A 20,431-nucleotide genomic window follows, 5' to 3' on the forward strand; every position below is an offset into this window, starting at 1 on the left:
GTTATCTTCTGTTTTCTCACTTTCGTTCTTTTTAATGAACAAAATGTTTCTAGTTCTTTGTGAAGAAACTATAGGAACGCATGATATTAAAAAGCTTTTTTATTCAGAAATAGTTTGCTGAGTTTCAGATAAAGTTACTTTAAAGAAGTATTTGCTAATAAATATGATGTCAAGGAGGCTTTGTTCTATTAATTTTTATATAATATATTTATTCAGTAATTAGGAGGGGACCTACATGAGTGATATAGAACAACCAAAATGGAAACAACTCCTCAGCTTGGTCAAAGCGACAGACCCACCGAAGATCCTATTCAGCACTGCCCTCTTCCTAAGTCTGCTCACAACTTTGGCAAGCCTTGCCATCCCGCTTTTTGCAAGCAGATTGATCGACGATTTCGATTGGAAGGACTTGAATACCCCCATCCTTATTGGAATCGGAGCAGCCTTCCTGATTCAGGCGGTCGCCGGCGGTGTTTCTGTGTACATGCTCGCCCGTGTCGGCCAGCATATCATCGCATCCTTGCGGGAAAGGCTGTGGAAGAAGCTTCTGGTCCTTCCTGTATCGCATTACGACACACACGAAACAGGAGATTCCGTCAGCCGGATGACGAACGACACCGGAGTGATCCGCGATTTGATCACCGATCATTTCACCGGATTCGTGACAGGGATCATCTCGGTGACAGGAGCAATCGTCATCCTGTTCTACCTGGACTGGCCGCTCACGCTCGTCATGTTTTCGATCATTCCGCTTTCCCTTTTGTTCCTTATTCCCACCGGTAAGAAAATGGCGGAAATATCCCGCGGTCTCCAATCCGAGACGGCCAGCTTCTCCGCCAACCTGACTCGCGTCATCTCTGAAATCCGCTTAGTGAAAGCATCGAATGCAGAAGACATGGAATGGGATAAAGGTAAATCAGGCATACATAAGCTGTATCGACTGGGATTGAAGGAAGGCGTCATCCAGGCATTAATGTCTCCTCTCGTCTCTTCGCTGATCATCGTCGTCCTTGTTCTGATCATCGGCTTCGGAGGCATCCGTGTCTCTTCCGGCGCCATGACTGCCGGAGAACTTGCCGCTTTCTTTATCTATCTGTTTCAGATCATTATGCCGATCACCCAGATCGTTTTCTTTGCGACCCAATTCCAGAAAACGATCGGAGCCACGGAGAAAGTGATGGACATCCTTACGCTGGAAGAAGAGAAATTGGAGGAAGGACATGATGTATACACAAGGGATGACAGTCTCATCATCGACGGCATCCATTTTGGGTATGATCCTGCTGAAAGGATTCTGCATGATGTAACATTTACAGCTGTGAAAGGAGAGGTTACGGCAGTGGTGGGGCCAAGCGGGAGCGGGAAGACGACCTTGTTCTCTTTAATCGAACAATTTTACAAACCAAGTTCAGGAGTCATCCGCTATGGGAATGAACCGATCGATGCGTTCACATTAAAGTCCTGGCGACGGAAACTCGGCTATGTATCTCAGGAGAGCCCGATTTATGCAGGAACGATCCGTGAAAACTTGACCTATGGTCTGGAGGGAGAAGTTCCCTTTGAAAAAGTGAAAGCAGCTGCTGAAATGGCTTATGCGCATACGTTCATCGAAGCATTCACCAATGGATATGACACAGAGGTCGGGGAGCGCGGCATCAAACTATCCGGGGGACAGCGCCAGCGGATTGCCATTGCCCGAGCCCTGCTCCGGGATCCGGAAATCCTCATGCTGGATGAGGCGACATCCAGTCTCGACAGTCAATCTGAAATCGTCGTCCAACAGGCCTTAAAGAATTTGATGAACGGCAGAACCACGCTCGTCATCGCCCACCGGCTTTCAACGATCGTGGATGCCGATCAAATCATCTTTTTAGAGAAAGGACACGTCACAGGAATCGGCACTCATGAGGAACTTTTTGAGAAACATGCGCTCTATCATGACTTCGCCCGTCAACAACTGCGCGTTGAATAAGGTGACACAAAAAAAGCAGGCAGATGCCTGCTTTTCTTTTATGCTGATGCAGAGTTGCTTTCTGATTCCTCTTCTTCTTTCTTCGTCTGCTTTTTACTGCGAATGAAAGGAATAACGAATGAAAGAATACTTACAATGTAAAGGCTGATGGATACAGGGTCAGAGACGAGGATCATCATATCCCCACCAGAAGCCGTCAACGCCTGACGAAGCGACTGCTCCATCATACCACCAAGGATGAAAGCGAGAATGAACGGTGCTGCCGGGAACTGAAACAGACGCATCAAGTAACCGATGACACCGAAGATCAGGAGTAAGTACAAATCGAACGTACTGAAGCTTATGGCATATACACCGATCAAACTGAAGATGGCGACAAGCGAAATCAGCAGCGGACGAGCGATTTTCAGAATCTTGGCGATGTACGGAATCAGCGGCAGATTCAAAATAAGCAGGAAAATGTTACCGATATACATACTTGCAATGATTCCCCAGAATACTTCCGGCCTGTCCGTCATAAGAAGCGGTCCAGGCTGGATGCCGAGCACAAGGAAGGCGCCGAGCATGACGGCGGTCGTACCGGATCCCGGAATACCAAGGCTTAAAAGTGGAACGAACGCGCCGCTTGTAGCCGCGTTATTTGCCGTTTCAGGAGCAGACAATCCTTTAACAGAACCTTTTCCGAATTCCTCCGGACGCTTCGTGATTTTCTTCTCGGTAATGTAACCGATGAAGGAAGCGATCGTGGCACCGGCCCCGGGAAGTACGCCTAACAGGAAGCCGAGGAAGGACTGCCTTGTCATCGGCCCACGCATTTCTTTAAAATCGGATTTAGACAGTTTCAAACTGCCGATATCCCCTTGGCTTTGCAGCGATTTATCTTTTCTTCGAATAACAAGAAAACAGATTTCAGCTAAAGCGAAGAGTCCAAGAGCGATGACAAGAAAATCGATTCCTTCCAATAAGTTCGGCGTATCAAATGTGAAGCGAGCTGTTCCTGTCTGGCCGTCAATACCAACAGTGGCGACCATAAAACCGACTGTCGCCGCAATCAACGCCTTAATTGTAGACCCATCAGACAGACTTGCAATAGCTGTCAAACCGAGAAACATCAAAGCAAAATACTGAGCCGGTCCGAATGAGACCGCCACTTGAGCCAAAGCCGGGGCGAACAACATCAACAAGACTACGGAAACCGTTCCACCTACGAAGGAGGAAATAGCTGCGATTGCCAATGCCTTTCCAGCTTCCCCGCGCTGAGCCATTGGATAGCCGTCGAACGCTGTGGCAACGGTCCCGGAAACACCAGGAGCATTTAATAGAATAGATGATGTCGAACCTCCGAAGATGGCACCGTAATAGACGCCGGCCATCATGACAAGTGCGATTGACGGGTCCATTCCATAAGTGATCGGAATCATGATCGCGATAGCACTGATTGGTCCAAGACCGGGCATCATACCGATCAATGTACCCGCCATGACTCCGATGAATACGAATAATATACCTTGCAGACTAAATGCGACTTGAATCCCTTGCATTAACCCTTCCATTGCACCCATAGCTACTCACACCTTTAAAATGGTAATAAACCTTGCGGCAGTCGAATTTGCAGCAGGTAGTTGAACGATAAATACATCACCAGCGGGAACAGGACAGCAACCAGCACATTCGTCTTATACTTCCTGTAGCCTAAGAACAAAGAACAGAAGAAAATAAACAGTGTGGAAGTGATGACGAATCCGAGGATTTCCAACAGAAAGATGTAAACGAAGATCATACCGCCGACTGCCAGTAGAAAGAGAATCTCTTTCTTCGGAACCTCCCTCTGTTTTTTTGCTTCTTCGGTTTCCGACGAGCGGTCAAAAAATAAGAAAATAGCAAGAACGATCAATAAATATCCGAGAACTTTTGGAACGAGATCCGAATCGACTGGTACGTAAGGATATTCCTTCAAGTTGTAGCTCAAATACAAGTATCCGGACGCAAACAAGATGAGAAAAATACTTAATTTTTGATTCAACGTTTTCAACATATGCATCACCTTCACCTTAATGGTAAATAGAAAGGGTCGAAGCGACCCTTTCCTGTCTTACTCTCCTAGTCCAAGCTCATCCATCAATCCGGAGAGCTCTTCTTTTTGTTCTTTCAAGTATTTACTGTATTCTTCGGAATCCATGTACAGTTCGTTCCAGCCGTAGCTGTCACGCATTTCCGCAAAAGCGTCGGAATCACTGACTTCTTTTAACTTCTCTTCGTAATATTTCACCTGCCCGTCGGTCATATCTCCAGGTCCGAAGAAGCCTCTCCAGTTAACGAACGTCGCATCGATGCCCTGCTCCTTGGCTGTTTGGAAATCAGACAGCACTTCCCCTTCCAAACGCTCTTCTGCAGTAATACCAAGTACTCTCACCTTACCCGCTCTCACCTGCTCCACCGTTTCCGCAATCCCTGTGGAATAGACATCAGCGCTGCCGTTGAGAATCTGCGTCATTCCACCACTGTCTTGTGCAGATACGTAGCGGATCTTCTTGATGTCGACGCCGGCTTCCTTCGCAATGGCAACGAACTGCATATGGTCCATAGAACCAGGGGAAGAAGTTCCGACTACCGTCACGCTCTCCGGATCTTTCTTCATATCTTCAAACAACTCATTCAAATCCTGCCATTTCGCATCATCAGCGACGGCAAAAGCACCATAGTCCGCAATCATATTAGCAAGTGGTGTAAAGTCTTCATGAGACAATTGTGACTGTCCATTCAATGGAACGAAAATAAGTGGTGGAGAGGAGACAAAAATGTTGTGCGGATCGTTCGTACTGTCGATGTAGGACCAGCCTACCGCACCGCCGCCCCCTTCTTTGTTGACGACACCTACGCTCTTCTCAATAATCCCTTCTTCCTCCAACACTTTACCGACGGTTCTTGCAGTCGTATCCCATCCGCCTCCAGCGCCCGCCGGAGCAACGATTTCAACATTCCGATCCGGCTTCCATTCTCCGTCATCTCCATCACCGGACGCTTGCGATCCCCCACACGCTGCCAAAAATAATACAATCAATAAAGCCCCTAGTTTCCACATGTGTTTCATGCAATAACCCCTCTCTATTTGTCGTTCCTTGATGATAGTGTATCGAAAGAATTCAGAAATGTAACCGTTTTCAAAATATTCTATATTAAATGCAATAAAGCTAATTAACCAAATAAAATTCACGATATAGAAAGTAACAACGAAGCCGGCAAAACAGAAAAAAAAGCATATCCAATTCGGATATGCTTTCTTAGGAATTAAATTAGTGAGCCATCATCTCATGAGCTATCTCCTCTCCGTCCATGTCACTCGGGTAATAAGTCGGCCAGTTTGTCACTTCCTCAAGCAGTGCTTCACGATCATCTCCCCAGTAGAGGTGATAATGTCCAGCATCTGTCGGTTCGATACTGTGGTCGCTGAACTGGAAGTAAGCAGGCATTCCTTCTGATCCGTCTTCCTTCTTGAAAATGTAGCGCACGCCGCGATTTCCTCCTTCGTATTCCAGGATCTCATAGCCATCATAACTGTACATGGCAGATTTCTCTTCGCCGTCTTCAAAGAAAGTCACGCTGCCGTCTTCTTCCATGATGATACGATCGACATTTGTTTTATAGCCTGTTTCATAGTACTCTTTGTACTCCGCTTCTGTCTTATCTCCTTCATCTTCCGCTTTATGTGCGAACACCTCATCTAACGTGCCGTCTTGAAGGTAAGGGTAGACAGACTGCCAGTCACCGGCCCAATCGGAAAGGGGGCGGTCTTTTACCTGGCTGTCTTCAAAATATCCATCATAGATCTTCTGTTCCTCTTCACTTAAGGCATGATCATGATCATGTCCATGCTCTTCCTCCACTTCTATATCAACGTCCGACTTTTCAGAAAGCGCTTTGGTTAGAACATCCAAATTCTTCTCCATTAAAGAGAAGTAGTCTTCCTCGTTATCGATATCTTCTTCTGTTAATGTTGCAAGGTTATGGATACGCAATGTTTCCGCATCTATTTCCTCCCGGACGACGTCCGCAACTTTCGGTGTAATGTTCTGTTCGAAAAGCACATAGTTTAAGCCGTACTTCTCCGCAGTTTCAACAATCCCCTGTAAGTCTTTCTGCGAAGGCTCATTCGTCGGACTTAAACCGGAAACTGCGATTTGTTCAATGCCGTATAAATCTTCCCAATATCCATAGGCTGCATGGGAGACAATAATTTTATTCTCCGGAAGGCTGTCAATTTGGGTACGGAACTCCTCATCCAGGCTTTCAAGCTGACCTTTTAACTCTTCGAAATTCTGCTCGAATACCTCTTCTTGTTCCGGACGAAGTTCTACCAGTGTATCTTTAATATTTTCTGCCATTTTTATGGAACGGACAGGATCAAGCCAGACGTGCGGATCCTGATCTCCGTGGCTGTGTCCGTGGTCGTGATCATCTCCATGATCATGGTCATGGGCGTGTTCCGCCAGTTCTACTCCATCCGTCGCTTCTAAAATCGTCACATCTTCATCCTTAATAGAATCAGAGATTTTCTGTGCGTATGTCTCAAGCCCTGCACCGTTGTAAAGGAAAGCATCTGCTTCCGCGATTTCTATCATTTCCTTCGTCGTCGGTTCATATGTATGCGCATCTGAACCTGGTGCGAGAATGGACTCAACCGAAGCACCATCCCCTGCAATCTGCTGAGCAAAAAACTGGAGCGGATACACCGTGGTAAATATCTTCAGCGGTTCCTCCGAGGTTTCTTTTTCCCCTTCTCCACTGCTCGCCGTATCGTTTCCACATGCAGCAAGAGCAATTAGTACAGTAAGTAAACTGATGATTCCTAGTAATTTCTTAACCAAGTTCTCTCTCCTCCTTTTGTTCAAACTTATATTATCGTAATCATTACTATTTGTAAACAGTAATTATTACGATTTTTATCAATTCCATGACAGACTTGTTTTTTAGTTACATAGTAAAATGGGTAGGATGAGGTTATCCGTTCACCTTCTGTTCACTTTACTGTGTAAAGGTAAAGGGAAAGAAGGAGTAAAGAGAGGATGAAATGAATGATTTCCATTTTAATCGTTGATGACGATCCCCATATATTGGATCTTGTAAAACTTACTGTAGAACAGGCAGGGTTCCTTGCACGGACTGCTGAAGACGGCAAAGCAGCGCTTCTTATGCTCGAGAAGGAATCCTTTGATCTCGTCATTGTCGATGTGATGATGCCGGGGCTGGATGGTTTCTCGCTAACAAAAGAAATTCGTAAATTTTATGACCTGCCTGTAATCCTGCTCACAGCTAAAGGAGAGCTCTACGATAAAGAACAGGGCTATGATGCGGGGACAGATGATTATATCGTGAAGCCGTTTGAGCCGAGGGAATTGGTCTTCCGAATACGAGCCGTTCTGCGACGTTATGATAAGCCTGCTGATTTGGTCGTCCGCGCCGGAGATATAATCATAGATAGAAAAAATTATGAAGTGGCAATCGGCAGGCAGCATCTTCTACTTCCTCTCAAGGAATTCGAACTGTTAAGCTTATTAGCCAGCCGCCCGAATCGTGTCCTCCAGCGTGATATGCTGATTGAGCAAATATGGGGACTCGATTTTGAAGGCGATGAACGAACACTCAATGTGCATATCAAACGAATCAGAGAAAGGCTGGCCGGCGCTGAATCATCTGTCAAAATTACCACGGTCCGAGGGATCGGTTACAAGTTGGAGGCGTCTCTTTTATGAAAACCCTGTATTCTAAATTCCTATGGACGACGTTGTTCATTATGATCGGAAGCGCTGTTACCGGATTTCTCCTTTCCAATCTTTACTATCAGAATGAGCTGAAGCCGGAAAATGACACGAAGAACACGAAGATTGCGCTTCAAATGGCTGCCTATGGAGAAACAGAGAAAAGCCTTGAGGATTTTCTTCAACATACCGCCTCCACCGGCTATCAGCTCTACCTTTTCAGTGAGAAGGAAGGGGAACAATACTTTGGACGCTCGTTTAATGAACATAATTTGCCGGCATCCGCCGTCAGCCGGGTGATCGAGGGAGACATCTATCATGGTATGCGTGATTTTCCGAAGGAGACGTTTGTGACAGGCTTCTTCGCCAATGAACTGCGGAACACCGTCGGGGTGCCTCTAACATATGAGGGAACACGATACGCCTTGTTCATGCGGCCGGACATCGAACTGCTGTTCAATGAACTTCACATCCTGCTCGCGTGGATGGTTGCTGCCATCGTATTATTAAGTCTTGCGGCTATGCTGATTTGGTCAGGGTTGATCATTCACCCCATCCGGAAATTGACGGCTGCTGTCAACAAGGTCGGCGAAGAAGGGTTCGGTGTTTACTTGAAGGTGACAAGGAAAGACGAAATCGGCCAGCTGGCCCGCCGTTTCAATGACATGATCACCCGGCTGGGCAAGCTGGATGAAATGAGAAAAAGTTTCGTTTCAAACGTATCCCACGACATCCGGACGCCGCTCTCCAATATTCAGGGATACAGCCGTCTGCTGGAGAATGACAATCTTCCGCATGCAGAGCGGCAGAAATATTTGGCCGTCATCCAGGAAGAAGCAGAACGGATGTCTGCCTTATCCAGTCAATTGCTGACTCTCTCTTCACTTTCTCCGGAAGAAGAAAACATAAAGAAGAGCCCGGTCGACGTAAGCGGCCAATTAAAGCAATTGATACGAAGGTATCACTGGAGAATAGATGAAGCGGGGATGTCGATCAGCTACAATCTGGACGAAATGATCTGCCTTGGGAACGAAGCTCTACTTTATACAGTCTGGGAAAATTTGCTGACAAACGCAATCAAGTATAACAGCACAGAGGGGACAATATCGATTCAGGGAACCGCCACAGCGGATGAGATAAACGTCTCCATAACGGATTGCGGCATCGGTTTATCAGAAGAGGAGCAGGAGCAGGTATTCGACCGCTTCTACCGGGCGGATCAAGCCAGATCCCGTTCTGTGCCGGGTACTGGACTGGGGCTTTCCATCGTCAAAGAAATCATCGACCTCCATGATGGGAGCGTCCATTTACACAGTGAACCTGGTTCCGGGTCCACTTTCCTTGTCACCCTGCCAAGGCTGTAATCTTTCATTCACCTTCTGTTCACACAGGATGATTAACATGGAAGCAGAAAGAACAGAGAGGAATGAAGTAGATGAATATGGCATGGAAGGAAATGAAGAAAAATAAAGCAAGATTTCTGCTGCTCGGATCCATCGTTTTTCTATTAAGCTTAATGACCTTTATCTTGTCCGGACTTTCCGAAGGGTTGTCGGAAGATAACGTTTCGTTGGTCAAGCAGATGCCTGACAAAACTTTTCACTTAAATGCAGGAGCAGAAGGGTCTTATGCACAGTCGACCATCCCGTCGACAGAAGCGGAAAGCGGGATATTTGCTTTCTCCATTCAGATGGGAACGATGACAGGTGAACAGGAAGAAAAGCATACGGTGGCCTTTTTTTCTTCTAATGAACCGGAACAGGTACAACAGGTCGGCGATGGGGAGGTCATCCTAGATTCATCGCTTAAGAAAGAAGGGCTGTCGGAAGGAGAATGGATTAAGACACCTTTGTTGAAAGAACCGCTGCGGATTGCAGGGTTCACAGACCATAAACGGTTTAACCACTCCCCTGTCGCTTTGCTAAACGAGTCCACCTACCAAAGGATGACAGGACTGAAGGAGTGGCAGGTTCTCGTTGCATCAGATGAAAAGAACACTACAGAATTACGCCCCTTCTCAAAACAAGAATTTTTAACTACCATTCCTAGTTACCAAGCCGAACAGACCACATTGACCATGATCGTCTGGTTCCTGGTCGGGATCAGCGGCCTGTTGTTCGCTGTCTTCTTCTACATGATGAATGTACAGAAAGTTGGGATGTATGGAATTCTAAAAGCCTTGGGGCTGCGGACGAGGACACTTTTTCAAATGATGTGGACTCAAATGGGGGTACTCATCGTCTTATCCATTGTGGCTGCAAGTGCCGTCAGTTTGAACCTGATCCACCTTCTCCCTGAAGGTACGCCTTACTCGCTGTCGGTACAAACCGTTCTGCGCTTGTCTCTCGTGTTTTTCATTGTCGGATTTGCAGGTTCGACATTATCTGCCGTTCAAATCAGGCGAATTGATCCACTCACAGCCATTCAACGAGGAGATGCATAAGATGAAACGTTTAGAACTGAAACAGATAAAGAAAACCTTTCAGAGCGGAGAGGTGGAAGAAGAGGTACTGAAGGGAATTAACCTATCCTTAAAAGAAGGGGAATGGACCGCTTTGACAGGGGCATCCGGTTCGGGAAAGAGCACACTTCTTACGATTGCAGCAGGACTTCAACCTGCTACCGCAGGCGAAGTCATCTTTGATGGCAAGGTTTTGGATTCCAACAATAAAAAAGCCATGCGGCAGGCGAGAGCGGAAGCATTCGGATTCATTTTTCAATCTTCCCACCTTGTTCCTTTCCTGACCGTGGAAGAGCAGCTTGCAATGATGCTGGATGTCTCCGGATGGACAGCGTATAAAAGGGAGAAGAAACAGCGGATCCGGGAGGCCCTGGATAAAGTCGCCATGACACACCGGACAAACGCTTATCCTTCCTCGCTTTCCGGCGGCGAAAAACAGAGGGTGGCCGTGGCACGGGCGATCATCCATGATCCAAAGGTGCTGTTTGCCGATGAACCGACAGCGAGTCTCGATTCGAAACGTTCCATCGAAATTATAGAGCTGATCCAGGATGTGACCCAGTCTTCCCGTACCACAACTTTAATGATCACCCACGAAGAAGAACTGCTTTCTTACGTCGATCGGACCGTAAAGATGTCCGACGGCAGGATAACTACATCGTGAAGAAGCCAGTGTCCTGGGGGGAGGGTGCTCAGGGGGATTGTTCATTCACCACAGATGGGAACTAGATAAGAAAGACTTTCATAACAGTTAAACTGCAGAGCAAATAAAGCCGGACGTCACGTCCGGCTTTATTTATTACTGTAGTATTTCCGCTCCGGCCTGCCTACCCGCCCGTAATTCATCTCCGCCTTCCCTTTCCTGATGCTGATTAAGTATTCCAAGTATCTTCGTGCCGTCGTCTTCGATGCTCCCATTTCATTACTGGCCTGCTCCGCCGTCAATCCGTCCGCGGAGTCCCTTAGCAGCCCTTCGACTTTTTTCAGCGTCCGTGGATCGATTCCTTTCGGTACGTGAATCGGTTCTTCCGCTTCTATCAGTGCCGAAGCTTTCAGGAGGCGGTCGATCCCCGCTTGATCGAAAGAGTCGGCATTCTTTAATAACGTACGCCTGCGGCGGTAGTCTTCTATAGTCTGCTGGAAGCGCTCCAGTGTAATCGGCTTGATAATATAATCGACGACCCCGTATTTCAAGGCTTGTTCAACAACTTCTTTCTCTTTGGCGGCCGTGATCATGATAATGTCCACCTCCAAAGCAGTTTCTCTGATTTCATGAAGAATTTCAACACCAAGCCTGTCCGGCATATACACATCGAGCAGTAACAGGTCGGGCCGCTTTTCCTCGAGGAGCACCAGCGTCTCTGACGCATTCAGCGCTTTTCCTACCACTGTAATACCGGGCATGCTCTGCAAAAACTGTGCATGCATGTCAGCCACCCGAAAATCATCTTCACTGACCATCACTTTCATACTCATCCGCCCCTTTCACTTTAGGGAAGAAAATGGAGAACACGGTTCCTCCATCCGGCGCATCACTGATTTCCATCGATCCCTTCTGCTTGTCTATGACCTCTTTAACATTAGACAAACCATACCCGCGCATTTCCCCTTGTTTTGTTGAATATCCCCGGATAAACAAATAGCAGAAAGAATCTTCCGGGATCCCCCCGCCACTGTCCGTCACTTCAAAAACGACTGCTTCCCCCACATCTGTCGCAAAGAACTCCACCCGTTTTTCCTCCTGATTTTGTACGGCTTCGAAAGCATTATCAATGATGTTTCCGAGGACCGTCACAAGATCCGTCCTGCTGATATGACTCGGGACCCGCTGCAGCTCCGATTCTTCCTGTATCACAAACTCCACCTTCAACTCACTCGCTTTACTCATCTTGCCTGCCAGGATCGCCTGTACGGTGTCATCCCCGATGCGGTCGAAAATAATCCGTTTGTTCTTCTCCGCATAGGTGTACTCCTCCTCGATCATCGCGACGGCTTCGTTTTGTTTCCCTAATTGAAGAAGGCCGAGCAGCAGGTACATTTTGTTGGCATGCTCATGCGTTTGTGAACGCAGGCCTTCTGAATAACGCTTCACCTCTGATAACGCCTGCACCATTTCCCTTACCTCCGTTTTATCACGAAAACTGGAAACGACACCGATGACTTTGTCCTCCTGGATGATCGGGGTTCGGTTGACGATGACAATCTTGTTTTGGAGGCGCATTTCCTCATCTTTCACCATCCGTCCCGTCCTCAAGACCTCCAGCATCTTCGTATTAGGAAAGACTTCCTTAATCGGTCGTCCTTCCGTCTTATCCTTGATGTTCAAAAGCTCCATGGCGGAATTATTGATCATCGTGACATTTCCCTGTTCATTTATGGAAATGATTCCTTCTTTGACCGAAGAAAGGATTGCCTGCCGTGCTTGATAGAAGGAGGTGATTTGATATGGTTCGAGACCAAGCGTGTCTTTCTTAATACTGCGTGCCAGGAAAAGACTTCCGATGACCCCGATCAATAACGTCAGGAGAGCGATACCGAAGACGTGGCTCATCTTCTTCCAAACAGAAGAACGCACGTCTTCCAACAGAAAACCGACCGACACGAGACCTACAATATCCCCGTCATTGGAGTAAATCGGTGCCTTTCCCCGCATTGAAGGACCGAGCGAACCTTCAGCGGTGGAAACGTAATACTCCCCGTCCATCACCGCACGATCGTTATCGCCACCAACCATCTTCTTCCCGATTTTGTCCGGGTCCGGATGGGCATAGCGGATGCCGGCGGCATTGCCGACTACAACGAATTCCGCTCCCGTTTCTTCCTGCACTCGTAACGCAATGGGTTGAATAGTCCTGGACGGGTCCTCCTGCTGAAACGCCTGTTGGACAGAAGGCATAAAGGAGACGGTACTCGCAACACGAAGAGCGAGCTGCCCCATTTGATCTTCTACATCTTCTTTCTCAATATAAGCAAACGCACCGGTAAGGAGGGCAATGACAAGAAGGAGCAATGAAAGAACCAAGCCCGATATCTTCGTTCTGAGTGATACTCTCATCTTCATTCCCTCCTTTTATGAAACCGTTATCTTATTTCCATCGTATCATATTCCGATTCATTTGAGTTTTCTAATTTGTCAGACGTTGTAAAAAACAGAAAACCGGGGGAAGGATCCCCCGGTTCTTCAGTCCCTGCCGAATTCTTTCTGCAAGGAGGCCAATATATCCTCCAACGACTTGTCGATGCTTGCTTCCACCGCTGCTAAATAAGCACCCTCAAGGATAGGATAGGATACAAGCTGAGCTTTCACCTGTTCGCTCATTTCAATCGCCATTTCCGCATTCATCTTTGCACTTCCTAAATCAAAAAAAACAAGAACGTTTTCTGCTTCGATCGACTGAATCGCTGTTTGAATTCGGTCAAAGCTTGTCCCGATCCCACCGTCTTCACTCCCCCCGGCAGATACGACCGGAACGCTGCCGACAACCTGATCCAACAGTTCTTTTATTCCTTCGGTCACCTTATCGCTGTGGGAAACAAGCACGATTCCGACATTCGACATGATCACTCAGCCCCTTCCACAGATGCCAGCGCTTCAAATAAGTAAAAGGAAGAGACAGCACCAGGATCAAGATGACCGACGGACCGTTCTTTCAAGTAGGAAGCCCGTCCTTTCGTCGCTTGGAGAGATTCTGTAGCTTCCATTGCCGTTTCTGCAGCTTCTTTCCATTTCACAGGCTCCCAAGTGCCTTCCTCTTTTACTGCTTCGGCGACTGGAGACCACACATCGATCATCGTCTTCTCGCCAACCTCTGCTTTTCCTCTCTGCTTCAAACCTTCCAGTGCTTCCTGCACCATTTCACTGAAGACGGACGCATCGACGTCTCTTCCTTTGCATGCCGTCGACATTTTCAAAAATGCGGTACCATAAAGGGGGCCAGATGCTCCGCCCACTTTTGACATCACGGTCATGGCTGCCTTTTTCAACACATCTGAAACGTCGCTGAAGGACCCTTCTTCCAAAGCAGAAGCCACTTCCTTGAACCCTCTAGCCATATTAATACCGTGATCGCCGTCTCCGACCGCGCGGTCCAGGGAGGTGAGATAATCTTTCTGTTCCTGATACTTCTCATTCGTAATCATCATCCATTGGATGGTATTTTCGACGTTCAACATCGTATACTCCTCCTTCTCAATAACGGAATGCGGGAGCCTCGGACGGCGCATTCAATAACGCCTTCAAGTCGTCATCCACCTTCAATATAGTCAGAGAGCAGCCTGCCATTTCAAGGGATGTCATATATTCCCCAACAAAAGTACGACAAACGGAAACCCCTTTCTCGGCAAGCAATTCCTGTACTTTGCGGTTAAACACGTACAGTTCCATCTCCGGTGTAGCTCCCATCCCATTGATCATGACCGCAGCCTGGTCGTTTCCTACCGGCTCCAATTCTGACAGCACACTGTCCAGAAGCGCTGTGGCGATTTCGTCTGCGGTGGCCAGGGGCTTGGTCTCCACCCCCGGCTCCCCGTGAATGCCGATCCCGAGTTCCATCTCACCGTCCTCCAAATGAAAGCTCGGCTCCCCGGATGTCGGCATGATGCACGGGCTTAGTGCCACCCCCATCGTCCGGACATTATGAACAACGTGTTCAGCTGTCTTCTTGACTTCTTCAAGGGAAGCTCCTTCTTCTGCTTTCGCCCCGGCAATTTTGTGGACGAACACCGTACCGGCGACCCCGCGTCTGCCTGTCGTAAATGAGCTATCCTCGACGGCTACGTCATCATTCACAAGCACACTTTCCACAGCAATTCCTTCTGCTTCTGCCAACTCTTTAGCCATATCGAAGTTCATGACATCTCCCGTATAGTTTTTGACGACCAGCAGGACGCCGGCTCCGCTGTCAACGGCTTTAATGGCTTCTAATATTTGATCAGGAGTAGGAGATGTGAACACCTCTCCGGAAACGGCTGCGTCCAACATGCCTTTGCCCACAAAACCAGCATGAGCGGGTTCATGTCCGCTCCCGCCTCCGCTCACTATCCCGACCTTTCCTTCCACGGGTGCGTCTTTTCTTACAATCACCGTAGTTTCTTCCAGGCGTCTCATTTTTTCAGGGTAAGCAGACGTCAAACCGTCCAACATCTCATGAATAATTTGTTCAGGTTCATTCATTATTTTCTTCATCCATACTCACTCCCTTTTGACAATATGTAAGAGGGCACCCTCTTTCCATGGAAAAAAGGTGCCCTTCTTCATTACTTGAATTGTCTTGTTGCTTCTACAGCTTTCTTCCAGCCGCTGTACAACTTATCTTGTTCCTCTTTGCTCATTTCTACCGTAAACGTACGCTCATTATCAGAATGCTGCTTAATTTCATCTTTATCTTTCCAATAACCGACGGCAAGTCCTGCCAGGAAGGCAGCACCCAGTGCTGTTGTTTCCTGAACGACCGGCCGCTCAACAGGCACACCAAGCATGTCGCTCTGGAACTGCATGAGGAAATCGTTCTTCACGGCTCCACCGTCCACACGAAGGGCCTTCAAATCGATGCCGGAATCAGCAATCATTGCATCCAGCACATCTTTCGTTTGATAAGCGAGTGATTCCAGTGTAGCCCGGACAAAGTGGGCTTTGGACGTACCACGAGTCAATCCGAAGACAGCTCCGCGGGCATCGCTGTCCCAGTACGGTGTTCCAAGACCGACGAATGCCGGTACAAGATATACACCGTCGGAAGAATCGACAGAAGTCGCATATCCTTCTGACTCCGGTGCACTATCGATGAGATTCAAACCGTCACGCAGCCATTGGATAGCTGATCCTGCTACAAAAATACTTCCTTCCAAGGCATATTCGACTTTTCCATCGATCCCCCACGCAAGTGTCGTCAAGAGACCATGTTCAGAAGCGACCCCTTCTTCCCCTGTATTCATAAGCATGAAGCAGCCGGTTCCATACGTATTCTTAGCCATCCCTTTCTCAAAGCAGGCTTGTCCGAACAATGCCGCCTGTTGATCTCCTGCGATACCGGCAATAGGGACCTCCTGTCCGAAGAAATGGTAATCCACTGTCTTCGCATACACTTCTGAAGATGGTTTGACTTCAGGAAGCATGGATTTAGGTACACCTAAAATATCAAGAAGCTCTTCATCCCATTTAAGGTCGTAAATGTTGTACATCAACGTCCGTGATGCGTTGGAATAGTCGGTGATATGCGCTTTTCCACCGGAAAGGCGGTAGACAAGCCACGTATCGATCGTACCGAACATCAAGTCCCCGTTCTCCGCTTTTTCACGGGCACCTTCCACGTTATCCAGAATCCACTTCACCTTTGTACCAGAGAAATACGGATCGAGCAGAAGACCTGTTTTCGAACGGAACAACTCATTATGACCCGCCGCACGCAGCTCTTTACAAATGTCTTCCGTCTGTCTGGACTGCCAGACAATTGCATTATAGATTGGTTTCCCTGTATGACGGTCCCATACGACAGCTGTTTCCCGCTGGTTCGTAATACCGATTCCGGCAACCTGCTGTGGTTCTACGTCTGCTTTACGTAGTACGTCGGCGATACAAGCAAGGACGGATGTCCAAATTTCATTCGCATTATGTTCGACCCAGCCTGGTTTCGGGAAAAATTGTTCAAATTCCTTCTGGCCTGTTTCTACAATTTTTCCTTCTTTGTTAAAAAGAATTGCTCTCGAGCTCGTCGTCCCCTGATCAATAGACAAAATGTACTTCTCTGCCATGAAAATCCTCTCCTTTTTTATATCTCTATCAGCTGATTTTTTCTTCAATCTTCGTTACGGATGCATTCTTCTTTAATTCAGAACTTGCTGCCGCAATAAGAATAACTGCTACGACGATTGACAATCCCCAGAAAACAGCAGTATAGTCCTGCATGAATATTGCTCGGTAGAATACCGCCCCATAAATACCACCAAGAACAGGTCCGACAATCGGTACCCATGCATAGCTCCAGTCCGATCCGCCTTTGCCCGGGATTGGAAGCAGAGCGTGGGCGATTCTCGGCCCAAGATCTCGTGCCGGGTTAATGGCATATCCTGTAGCTCCACCCAGTGACATTCCGATCGCGATAATCAAAGCACCGACGATCAGCGGATTTAATCCTTCCGTGAATTCGTTTGCACCAATGAACAACAAGCCCATAACCAATACGAACGTACCGATAATTTCACTTACAAGGTTTGAGAAAGGGCTTCGTACAGCGGGATCTGTGGAGAACACAGCCAGCTTCGCACCTTTATCTTCCGTTTCCCTCCAGTGAGGAAGGTAGTTCAAGAACACAATCACTCCACCGATGAAGGCACCAACCATTTGTCCCGCAATATAAACAGGAACCTTCGCCCATGCAAATTCACCGATCGCCGCAAATCCGAGCGTCACCGCCGGGTTCAAGTGTGCGCCGGTAAATCCCCCGACCGCATAAACCCCCATCGTAACAGCCAGCCCCCATCCGATCGTAATGACGACCCAGCCGGCACCTTCCGCTTTCGACTTCTTCAAAACAACACCGCCGACGACACCGCCGCCGAAGATGATCAAAATCATTGTACCAATCAATTCACCAAGGAATTCAGACATCAGCCACACCCCTTATCTTGTTTTCAAGCTGCATGGATTAAAAAAAGACTCACCTAAAGCGCTTACTTTTTGATGAAAAAGTAGCGAATAGTGTGAGTCTCCTCGTCTCCATCACATGCTTAACTTGTTGATTCCTACTATACACTCACATGTAAACGCTGTCAACTTTATTTTCATAATTAAATGAACAAATGGAACTAGAAAAAATTACTATTTCTCTATTTCCATTGGATTTGTTGTTTCCTTAGTATGGTTCAAATTCGCTTCTATATCCTCCTATGTCTGAAGCTTCCGTTCCACGTTGTGTAAGGAATAGGCTTCGTATCCATTTGTCCTTTAGGTTATTGTCTTTCCAACTAAAACTTCAGTCCATTTCATCGCACTAAACGAATGGAAAAACGATACCCTGCTCATAATATCGGAGTGTGGGTGTAGAGGTGAGACCACAGAAGAGCGGGGTGCTTCACTTAGAACGTGTCGTCAGGGAGCTTTTTACTCTATATCTCCAAGATACTTCCCGTAAAAAGCATCGTAGCCGATCAATTCATAATAATCCCTGCGTAAATTAGTTCCTTCCCTGTCTTCCTCCTCCAGAAGATTCCACTGGTCTTCATTCATTTTCACGATCGTAAACGGAATCCCTTCTTCCATCACCTTCGCTTTGACAGACAGACTCTCCTTCACCTGCTTGTCTTCATAAAAGAAAGAATCAAAGGTGTACGTTTCGCCTTCTTCCGTATCGAATTCAAACTTCCAGCTCAGCACTTCTTCGTCCGTAAACAATGGATAATCGATGAAGGGAATGAGCCGGGCTTCCTCCACCTCCATCCACGACACCTTCCCTTTCGTGCCTAATTCCACCTGAACAATCCCATCATCTCTTATTGCACGAAAATCATCCATCGTAGAAAGCAGCGTGCCACTGTATAAGAAAAGAAACAAAACAAGCAGCCCCCAAACATACCCTCGTATCCTTCTGAAGGTCTTTAGAAATATGTAAGAGAAACAGATAAGAAGACCCGTTAGCAGAATAGTCTGCACGTTGGAAATCCACCCGACAGACGAAGCATCGAACGCCAAGTCCTGCTCCGTCCGGGAAACACCTTTCCACTTAGCAGGCAGCCATATCAGAATGTAAGCGAATAATGGAAGGAACAAGGTGATTAAGGTGTACACTTTCATGTCCCTGAGCGTTACACGGATTTTCTCCTTTCCTCTAATCAGGTAAAAACCGGCGAAAGCCGGCAACAGTCCCAATCCTGTATATGGAAGTACCTTCTTAAACAGGGATAAATTTTCACCAAGGACGATACCGAGCCCCAAGAAGACCGATGCAATGACCAAGATCCAGCCGGCACCCTTCTTAAATTTCAACATGGAAACTCCCTCCTTTCGACAAAATGAAAAAGTTCCGCTTGGAAGGCGGAACTTTACCGTTTATGAATTATAATCCTGGATTTTTTGACGAGCTTTCTGAACTTCTTGATCACTGATCTGCATGTAGTAGATACCGCCGATCCTAGTGCCTGAACCGGACATTTGGTAGGTAGTCATGTCCTTGCGTGTATCTTTATAATTGACCATGAGATCTTTCATCGTATCAAAATCCAAGTTTGTCGCCACATTGTTTCCAAGGACGTCGAGAACATCATCGATCTTATTGACAGAACCGACATTAGCTCCTTTGTCGACGACAGCCTGGATAATCTGGCGCTGGCGCTCGTTCCGCCCCAAATCACCTTTAGGATCTTCATAACGCATGCGTACATAGCCGAGTGCTTCGTCCCCATCCAGGTTCAGCGTCCCTTTCTTGTAGTGGAAACCATTGGAACCTTGCCAATCCAGGTTGTTATCAATGGTGACACCACCGACAGCATCAACCAGTTCCGAGAGGCCTTCCATATTGATCCGCACATAATAATCGAGATCGATATCTAGAAAGTTCTCTACCGTTTGAATCGACATATCTGCACCTCCGAAAGCATAGGCGTGATTAATCTTATCCAGTTCGCCGTTATGCTTGGAGTCGCCGACCATTTCGGTTCGTGAATCCCTTGGAATACTAACGATTTGACTTCTGTCATTCTTCGGATCAAGGGACAGCACCATCAGTGCATCCGATCTTCCGCGGTCATTCGCCCGTTGATCTACGCCGAGCAGAAGAATGTTCAGAGGTTCGGTTGCTTTCACTTTCTTCTTGGTCACCTTTGTGTCTATGGCAGCGACCTGCTGGTTCATCTTCTTATCGACTGTGGCTTTGGCACCATTGTAAACGGTGAAGGCATATACCCCCGTAGTAATCGCCAATAGTACGACAACAATAACGGGAACCTTCCACCATAATCCTTTTTTCTTCTTGTTTGCACGACCCATTCTCTTTCACTCCAATTTTTTCTAGCAATCTATTCCCCATTATATAAAAAGTAGAATATTTATACAATTCGTTTTTAGTAGAAAAGAACGGGACTCCGTCATTATTATGTAAAAAATGACAAAAACACAGCTAAGATCCCTACCCCGGGGTATATACCTAACAGGACTATATTCCTGAATCTATCCTATGCAGTACGGAATGGAGCATAAGTCATAAGTCTTACGTATAAGTATAATCATATTATCTCAAAAAAACAGGGGGG

The 20,431-nt window shown here is 47.2% G+C and carries 18 protein-coding genes; 5 read left to right on the plus strand and 13 right to left on the minus strand.

The features are described from left to right. Window positions 1-235: 235 nt before the first annotated feature. Window positions 236-1,972, plus strand: coding sequence for an ABC transporter ATP-binding protein (locus AXG56_RS10570; protein ID WP_062514380.1), 1,737 nt, complete (start codon window positions 236-238; stop codon window positions 1,970-1,972). A gap of 38 nt (window positions 1,973-2,010) precedes the next feature. On the opposite strand, the gene AXG56_RS10575 is transcribed toward AXG56_RS10570, so the two are convergent. The 4 genes from AXG56_RS10575 to AXG56_RS10590 form a co-directional block, all read right to left on the minus strand. Continuing rightward, window positions 2,011-3,534, minus strand: a complete 1,524-nt coding sequence (locus tag AXG56_RS10575) for a tripartite tricarboxylate transporter permease (RefSeq protein ID WP_008633113.1) — start codon at window positions 3,532-3,534, stop codon at window positions 2,011-2,013. A gap of 14 nt (window positions 3,535-3,548) precedes the next feature. Further along, window positions 3,549-4,007, minus strand: coding sequence for a tripartite tricarboxylate transporter TctB family protein (locus AXG56_RS10580; RefSeq protein ID WP_008633108.1), 459 nt, complete (start codon window positions 4,005-4,007; stop codon window positions 3,549-3,551). A 57-nt stretch (window positions 4,008-4,064) separates the two neighbouring features. After that, complete coding sequence (locus tag AXG56_RS10585) at window positions 4,065-5,063, minus strand: tripartite tricarboxylate transporter substrate binding protein (RefSeq protein WP_008633106.1); 999 nt, start codon at window positions 5,061-5,063, stop codon at window positions 4,065-4,067. Window positions 5,064-5,265: 202 nt separating this feature from the next. Beyond that, the gene (locus AXG56_RS10590) at window positions 5,266-6,837 is read right to left on the minus strand and encodes a metal ABC transporter solute-binding protein, Zn/Mn family (RefSeq protein ID WP_064503494.1); all 1,572 of its coding nucleotides are present in this window, start codon (window positions 6,835-6,837) and stop codon (window positions 5,266-5,268) included. Between the two features lie 207 nt (window positions 6,838-7,044). On the opposite strand from AXG56_RS10590, the gene AXG56_RS10595 reads away from it, so the two are divergent. The 4 genes from AXG56_RS10595 (at window position 7,045) to AXG56_RS10610 (ending at window position 10,853) form a co-directional block, all read left to right on the plus strand. Then, entirely contained in the window at window positions 7,045-7,722 is a 678-nt protein-coding gene (locus tag AXG56_RS10595) for a response regulator transcription factor (protein ID WP_082794468.1), read from the plus strand. Beyond that, on the plus strand, window positions 7,719-9,092 hold the full coding sequence (locus tag AXG56_RS10600; RefSeq protein ID WP_062514382.1) for a cell wall metabolism sensor histidine kinase WalK: 1,374 nt from the start codon (window positions 7,719-7,721) through the stop codon (window positions 9,090-9,092). Before AXG56_RS10595 ends, AXG56_RS10600 begins: the two co-directional genes overlap by 4 nt. Window positions 9,093-9,163: 71 nt before the next feature. Next, a complete protein-coding gene (locus tag AXG56_RS10605) occupies window positions 9,164-10,171 on the plus strand; it encodes an ABC transporter permease (protein ID WP_026578145.1) in 1,008 nt (335 codons plus the stop codon). A gap of 1 nt (window position 10,172) precedes the next feature. Continuing rightward, window positions 10,173-10,853: an ABC transporter ATP-binding protein gene (locus AXG56_RS10610; protein WP_062514384.1), complete on the plus strand. Its 681-nt coding sequence runs from the start codon at window positions 10,173-10,175 to the stop codon at window positions 10,851-10,853. Between the two features lie 128 nt (window positions 10,854-10,981). Here the strand turns inward: AXG56_RS10610 and AXG56_RS10615 are convergent, their stop codons facing one another. The 9 genes from AXG56_RS10615 to AXG56_RS10655 all read right to left on the minus strand — a co-directional run bounded on the left by AXG56_RS10615 (window position 10,982) and on the right by AXG56_RS10655 (window position 20,168). Further along, a complete protein-coding gene (locus AXG56_RS10615) occupies window positions 10,982-11,659 on the minus strand; it encodes a response regulator (protein WP_008633089.1) in 678 nt (225 codons plus the stop codon). Beyond that, window positions 11,640-13,244 (minus strand): sensor histidine kinase, encoded by a 1,605-nt coding sequence (locus tag AXG56_RS10620; RefSeq protein ID WP_008633087.1) that lies wholly within the window; start codon window positions 13,242-13,244, stop codon window positions 11,640-11,642. Before AXG56_RS10620 ends, AXG56_RS10615 begins: the two co-directional genes overlap by 20 nt. A gap of 126 nt (window positions 13,245-13,370) precedes the next feature. Continuing rightward, on the minus strand, window positions 13,371-13,748 hold the full coding sequence (dhaM, locus tag AXG56_RS10625) for a dihydroxyacetone kinase phosphoryl donor subunit DhaM (RefSeq protein ID WP_008633086.1): 378 nt from the start codon (window positions 13,746-13,748) through the stop codon (window positions 13,371-13,373). A gap of 2 nt (window positions 13,749-13,750) precedes the next feature. Next, a complete protein-coding gene (dhaL, locus tag AXG56_RS10630; RefSeq protein WP_062514386.1) occupies window positions 13,751-14,362 on the minus strand; it encodes a dihydroxyacetone kinase subunit DhaL in 612 nt (203 codons plus the stop codon). A 16-nt stretch (window positions 14,363-14,378) separates the two neighbouring features. Beyond that, entirely contained in the window at window positions 14,379-15,374 is a 996-nt protein-coding gene (gene dhaK / locus AXG56_RS10635; RefSeq protein ID WP_062514388.1) for a dihydroxyacetone kinase subunit DhaK, read from the minus strand. Window positions 15,375-15,445: 71 nt separating this feature from the next. Next, window positions 15,446-16,939: a glycerol kinase GlpK gene (gene glpK / locus AXG56_RS10640; protein ID WP_026578138.1), complete on the minus strand. Its 1,494-nt coding sequence runs from the start codon at window positions 16,937-16,939 to the stop codon at window positions 15,446-15,448. Window positions 16,940-16,967: 28 nt separating this feature from the next. Next, the gene (locus AXG56_RS10645; RefSeq protein ID WP_062514390.1) at window positions 16,968-17,795 is read right to left on the minus strand and encodes an MIP/aquaporin family protein; all 828 of its coding nucleotides are present in this window, start codon (window positions 17,793-17,795) and stop codon (window positions 16,968-16,970) included. A gap of 492 nt (window positions 17,796-18,287) precedes the next feature. Then, window positions 18,288-19,172: a hypothetical protein gene (locus AXG56_RS10650; RefSeq protein ID WP_062514392.1), complete on the minus strand. Its 885-nt coding sequence runs from the start codon at window positions 19,170-19,172 to the stop codon at window positions 18,288-18,290. Between the two features lie 60 nt (window positions 19,173-19,232). Then, a complete protein-coding gene (locus tag AXG56_RS10655) occupies window positions 19,233-20,168 on the minus strand; it encodes an LCP family protein (protein WP_026578135.1) in 936 nt (311 codons plus the stop codon). Window positions 20,169-20,431: the final 263 nt, after the last annotated feature.

Source organism: Halobacillus sp. KGW1 (genome assembly GCF_001592845.1).
Lineage (GTDB): Bacteria > Bacillota > Bacilli > Bacillales > Halobacillaceae > Halobacillus.

Excerpts from the sequence above, each read along its gene's own strand:
- AXG56_RS10570 (WP_062514380.1), top strand. The coding sequence starts at position 236 with ATGAGTGATATAGAACAACCAAAATGGAAACAACTCCTCAGCTTGGTC.
- AXG56_RS10575 (WP_008633113.1), bottom strand. The coding sequence starts at position 3,534 with ATGGGTGCAATGGAAGGGTTAATGCAAGGGATTCAAGTCGCATTTAGT.
- AXG56_RS10580 (WP_008633108.1), bottom strand. The coding sequence starts at position 4,007 with ATGTTGAAAACGTTGAATCAAAAATTAAGTATTTTTCTCATCTTGTTT.
- AXG56_RS10585 (WP_008633106.1), bottom strand. The coding sequence starts at position 5,063 with ATGAAACACATGTGGAAACTAGGGGCTTTATTGATTGTATTATTTTTG.
- AXG56_RS10595 (WP_082794468.1), top strand. The coding sequence starts at position 7,045 with ATGATTTCCATTTTAATCGTTGATGACGATCCCCATATATTGGATCTT.
- AXG56_RS10600 (WP_062514382.1), top strand. The coding sequence starts at position 7,719 with ATGAAAACCCTGTATTCTAAATTCCTATGGACGACGTTGTTCATTATG.
- AXG56_RS10605 (WP_026578145.1), top strand. The coding sequence starts at position 9,164 with ATGAATATGGCATGGAAGGAAATGAAGAAAAATAAAGCAAGATTTCTG.
- AXG56_RS10610 (WP_062514384.1), top strand. The coding sequence starts at position 10,173 with ATGAAACGTTTAGAACTGAAACAGATAAAGAAAACCTTTCAGAGCGGA.
- AXG56_RS10615 (WP_008633089.1), bottom strand. The coding sequence starts at position 11,659 with ATGAAAGTGATGGTCAGTGAAGATGATTTTCGGGTGGCTGACATGCAT.
- AXG56_RS10620 (WP_008633087.1), bottom strand. The coding sequence starts at position 13,244 with ATGAGAGTATCACTCAGAACGAAGATATCGGGCTTGGTTCTTTCATTG.
- dhaM (WP_008633086.1), bottom strand. The coding sequence starts at position 13,748 with ATGTCGAATGTCGGAATCGTGCTTGTTTCCCACAGCGATAAGGTGACC.
- dhaL (WP_062514386.1), bottom strand. The coding sequence starts at position 14,362 with ATGTTGAACGTCGAAAATACCATCCAATGGATGATGATTACGAATGAG.
- dhaK (WP_062514388.1), bottom strand. The coding sequence starts at position 15,374 with ATGAAGAAAATAATGAATGAACCTGAACAAATTATTCATGAGATGTTG.
- glpK (WP_026578138.1), bottom strand. The coding sequence starts at position 16,939 with ATGGCAGAGAAGTACATTTTGTCTATTGATCAGGGGACGACGAGCTCG.
- AXG56_RS10645 (WP_062514390.1), bottom strand. The coding sequence starts at position 17,795 with ATGTCTGAATTCCTTGGTGAATTGATTGGTACAATGATTTTGATCATC.
- AXG56_RS10650 (WP_062514392.1), bottom strand. The coding sequence starts at position 19,172 with ATGTTGAAATTTAAGAAGGGTGCCGGCTGGATCTTGGTCATTGCATCG.
- AXG56_RS10655 (WP_026578135.1), bottom strand. The coding sequence starts at position 20,168 with ATGGGTCGTGCAAACAAGAAGAAAAAAGGATTATGGTGGAAGGTTCCC.